Source organism: Mycobacterium sp. P4_H6, assembly GCF_056400845.1.
In genome coordinates this window covers 1-4,456 of record NZ_JBFUKN010000163.1, presented here as the reverse complement: position 1 = coordinate 4,456, position 4,456 = coordinate 1, and the positions used below count along the sequence as shown (strand labels likewise).

The following is a 4,456-nucleotide window of genomic DNA, read 5'->3' as shown; positions in this document are numbered from 1 at the left end:
GAGCCCAGGAAGATGCGTTTGGGCGCGGCGAACCGGCTGGAGCCGACCACCAGCACGTCGGTGTCATCCCAGTTGAGCTTCTTGAGCGCGGACTCCAGCGTCATCCCCTCGGCCACCAGGGATTCGATATCGGGTGAATCGGGCAGGGCGCGGGCGGCCACGGTCAGGTTCTGCCGGGCGGCGCTGATCTGCATTGCCCGCAGATCCTCGAGATCGGCGGCCTCGGCGAGGTTTTCGGCCGACACCAGCGAGACCATCCGGATGGGAAGATTGGCCGCACTGGCCAGGGTGATGGCAAAGGGCAACGGATTGTCGTCGCCGACCTTGCTGGGCACCGCGGCGGTGATGGCTTCGATACGTTCGGGCGCGTCGTCGGCATAGCCGCGCGGAGCCAGCGCGACGGGGATCGTCGAGCTGTGCAGCAGCGCACTCGACACCGGGCCGATCACATGCCCGCCGAAGAATCCGTCGCGGGCGCCGCCGACCACGATGAGGTCGGATTCGTGTGTCTCGGCGAATTGCAGCAATGTCTCGGCGAACGATTCGCCCACCAGGACATTGGCTTTGACCGACTTCGCCACACCGGCGAGGTTCGACACCGCCTTGGCGATCCACTCCTGCCCGCGTTCGAGCAGGAACTCCTGATACTGACCGCGTCCGGGATGGCCGTCGGGAAACTCTTCGCGCACCACCAGGACGACGTCCACGTCGGCGCCGAAGGTACGGGCCAGCGCGGCGGCCAGGGCGACACCGTCGTCGCCGGTCGGTGTCGCCAGATATCCGACAGTCAGATGCATTGTGCAGCCTGTTCTTTCGTATCAGTACACATCGGGGACTTTGACTTCGGTACCGGCGTTGAGTGTCTCGCCGCGGAAGAAGCGCTTGGTGCCGACGGCGAAGCACGCCAGCATCAGCGGAATGCCGAGCACCAGCATGCCGACGCCGAGCACGAACACGCCGCCGATGGGTCCGAAGGCGGTGTAGCCGTAGTCCGGCGCCATCATGTCCTTGGCGCTGATGCCGAAGGCCACCGCCATCGCCAGCCCGCCCAGCAGCGGGAAGATGCCCCGGAAGAACAGGTTTCGAGCCGAGGAGAACAGTGTCCTGCGGAAGTACCAGACGCAGGCGAAAGCGGTGATGCCGTAGTAGAACGCCACCGCCAGGCCCAGCGAGGCCACCGAGTCGGCGAGTGCGTTCTCGGAAAGGAACGTCAGCACCAGGTAGAAGAACAGCGCCATGCAACCCATCACGATGGTGCCGAACGCGGGCGTCATGTACTTGGGGTGGACGCTGGCGAAGCGCTTGGGCAGCGCCTCGTACACCGCCATCGACAGCGTGCCGCGGGCGGTCGGCAGGATGGTGGTCTGGGTGGACGACAGCGCCGACACCGACACGGTGAGCAGCAGCAGCGACGCCAGGATCGGTCCGCCCACCGGCCCGCCGAGCACGGTCAGCACGTCATCGGTGTTGTTGGGGTTGTTGAGGCCGATCCCCACCACGCTGAAACCGGAGAACGACTGCACCGCGTAGGCCACCAACACGTACGTGCAGACCAGGATCAGCGTCGTGATGACCGCGGCGATGCCGGGCGTCTTGCCGGGGTTCTTGGTTTCTTCGCCGACGGCGAGGCAGGCGTCCCAGCCCCAGTAGATGAAGACGCAGAGGATGATCGCCGCCGCGATCGACGACACATCCAGGCCGGACGGCCAGAGCCAGGACAGTTGCGGGCTGACGGCCTGGGCGCCCGCGGTGCCGCTGAACACCCGGATCAACGCCCAGATGCTGGCGATGACCAACACGCCGAACTGGATGGCGATCAGGACGTTCTGCATCTTCTCCGACACCGAGACCCCGCGCGCGCTCACCAAGGTCATCGAGATGATGAAGAACGAACCGAGAGCCACCTTGGCCCAGAGGTTCTCGGCCAGTGCGTCCTGGCCGAGGAACTTGAAGAGATACACCGCGGCGATCTCGGCGACGTTGGCCAGCACGATGATCGCCGATACCGCCAGGCCCCACCCGCCGATCCAGCCGATCCAGGGTCCGAATGCCTTGGTGGCCCAGGTGAATGTCGTTCCGCAGTCCGGGGTGTCCTGGGACAACTCCTTGTAGGCGAACGCGACCAGCAGCATCGGGATGAAGGCCAGCACGAACATCGCCGGTGCCTTATCTCCGACGTTGAGCACCACATAGCCCAACGTGGCGGCCAGGCTGTACGCCGGCGCCACCGCGGCGAGTCCGATCACCACATTGCCGACCAGACCGAGCGCGCCGGCTTGCAGACCCTTGTCGGTGGTCACTGGTGCCGGCTGTTCCGCAATTGCCATTTGCAGAAATATACGGTTTCCGTCGTTGGTGCGTGCAGATACGACGAAAAGGTTTTCTTTGAGGTAACACGACGACGGAATCGCTTCTTTGGGCCCGTCCGCGGCGGTCCTAGACTCGGCGTATGACCGCGAGCGCCCGGGCCGGAGAATTCGAGGAGCTCCGACCGCATCTGCTGGCCGTCGGCTACCGGCTCACCGGGACCTACGCCGACGCCGAAGACATCGTGCAGGATGCCTGGCTGCGGTGGCGCGGCGCCGGCGACGACATCGTCGATCTGCGTGCCTGGCTGACCACGGTGGTGAGCCGGCTGGGACTGGACCGGCTGCGTTCGGCCAGCCACCGGCGCGAGACCTACGTGGGGGAGTGGCTGCCCGAGCCGGTGGTGACCGGCTTCGAGCGTGACGATCCGCTGGCGGCCGTCGTGGCGGGCGAGGACGCCCGGTTCGCGGCGATGGTGGTGCTGGAAAGGCTGACCCCGGATCAGCGGGTGGCCTTCGTGCTCCACGACGGTTTCGGCGTCCCGTTCGGTGACATCGCCGACGTGCTCGACGTCAGCGCCGCCGCCGCTCGCCAGCTGGCCTCACGGGCGCGCCGCGCCGTGGAGCACGCCGCGCCCTCGGCCTCCGATGACACCCACAACGAGGCGGCCGGCTTGTTGATGGCCGCACTGGCGGAAGGGAACCTGGATGCCGTCGTCCGGCTGCTGCACCCGGATGTGACGTTCACCGGCGACTCCAATCGCCGGGCCCCCACGGCGGCGCGCGTCATTCACGGCCCGGACAAGGTGGCGCGGTTCCTGTTCGGGCTGGCCGCCCGGTACGGGCCGAACTGGCTCGCGGGCAATCAGCTCGCCCTGATCAACGGTCAGCTCGGCGCCTACACCCCGGGGGCCCCCGCCGTCGACGGTTACCCCGAGCTGATGCCGCGGATCACCGCGATGACAATCCGGGACGGAAAAGTCTGCGCGGTATGGGATATCGCGAACCCGGACAAGTTCACCGCGTCTCCGCTGCGCAGTTAGTCAGTCGCCCACGGCACTCGGCAGGCGTCCCCGGAGCTGAAGCCCTGCTCGGTGATGCCCAGCGCCGAGTACATCCGGGCCCGCATGTTCTCCACCCCGATCTGATACGTCAGCTCGATCACGCCGTCGTCACCGAACCGCCGCCGCAGATCGGCCACCTGCTCGTCGGTCACGGCGTGCGGGTCGGTGGTCATGGCGTCGGCGTAGCCGATCGCGGCGCGCTCGTCATCGCTGAACGACGCCGACGTCGCGTAGTCGTCGATGTGTTTGAGCCGGTCGACGTCCAGGCCGTCAAGCCGCTGCAGCATGGCGCCGAAGTCCACGCACCAGGAGCAGCCGACGGTGCGGGCGGTCCAGAACACGGCGAGCTCGCGGACGCTGGTCGGCAGTTTCTTCGATCCGGCCTGCAGCAGCGTCTCGTGCACACCGTTGGCGATCAGCAGGCGCGGGTGATGGGCCGCGACGGCGAACGGCTCGGGCACCTCACCGAACCGCCGCTTGGCGTAGCGGTACATCATCCGGGTCAACAGGCCGGCATCGTTGGGGGCTAGCGGAGCGATTCTCGTGGTCATACCGGTGAGACGAGGCAGCCTGCGAGATTGTGACACCAGAAGTCGTTCGAACCGGCCGTCGGCGGGTAGAGAGGGAAGCGTGACTGACATAGCGCCGAGCCGTGGCTCGGTATTCGGGACGCATCTTCGATCGGCCGCCACGGTCTCGGTGCAGATCGTCGCGGTGTCCGCGCTGCTGTGGATTCTCGCCTGGGTCGTCGGCGAGACATGGGTGATCATCCTGCCCGTCGCACTGGCGGTGGTGCTGTGCACGGTGCTGTGGCCGCCGGTGCGGTGGATGCGGTCCAAGGGGCTGCCGCCGGCCGCGGCGGCGCTGATCATGCTGCTGGTCGGCTTGGCCGTGATCGGCGGCCTGATCGCCGCGGTGGCGCCTGCCATCGTGGAGCAGTCCACCGAACTGGCCGAGCAGGCGACCGCCGGTGTGGTGCAGGTCCGCGACTGGCTCGGCGGGCCGCCGCTGAACATCAGTCAGGCGCAACTCGATTCGGCCGTCACCGCGATCAACGACCAACTGAACTCGAGCAGCTCCCAGATC

General features: G+C 67.1%; 4 protein-coding genes and 1 pseudogene. 2 read left to right on the top strand and 3 right to left on the bottom strand.

What is annotated here, in order from left to right:
• On the bottom strand, positions 1 to 797 hold a 797-nt coding region (locus AC1DTF_RS32115; protein ID WP_477477003.1), incomplete at its 3' end, for a universal stress protein.
• Between the two features lie 21 nt (positions 798 to 818).
• Positions 819 to 2,327: an APC family permease gene (locus tag AC1DTF_RS32110; RefSeq protein ID WP_057166868.1), complete on the bottom strand. Its 1,509-nt coding sequence runs from the start codon at positions 2,325 to 2,327 to the stop codon at positions 819 to 821.
• 122 nt (positions 2,328 to 2,449) lie between these two features.
• On the opposite strand from AC1DTF_RS32110, the gene AC1DTF_RS32105 reads away from it, so the two are divergent.
• Positions 2,450 to 3,349 (top strand): sigma-70 family RNA polymerase sigma factor, encoded by a 900-nt coding sequence (locus AC1DTF_RS32105; RefSeq protein ID WP_477477002.1) that lies wholly within the window; start codon positions 2,450 to 2,452, stop codon positions 3,347 to 3,349.
• On the opposite strand, the pseudogene AC1DTF_RS32100 reads toward AC1DTF_RS32105, so the two are convergent.
• Positions 3,346 to 3,936 (bottom strand): annotated as a pseudogene (locus tag AC1DTF_RS32100) (carboxymuconolactone decarboxylase family protein); the annotation flags it as partial. The gene AC1DTF_RS32105 and the pseudogene AC1DTF_RS32100 overlap by 4 nt on opposite strands.
• 64 nt (positions 3,937 to 4,000) lie before the next feature.
• On the opposite strand from AC1DTF_RS32100, the gene AC1DTF_RS32095 reads away from it, so the two are divergent.
• A partial coding sequence (locus AC1DTF_RS32095; protein WP_477477001.1) for an AI-2E family transporter occupies positions 4,001 to 4,456 on the top strand: 456 nt, incomplete at its 3' end.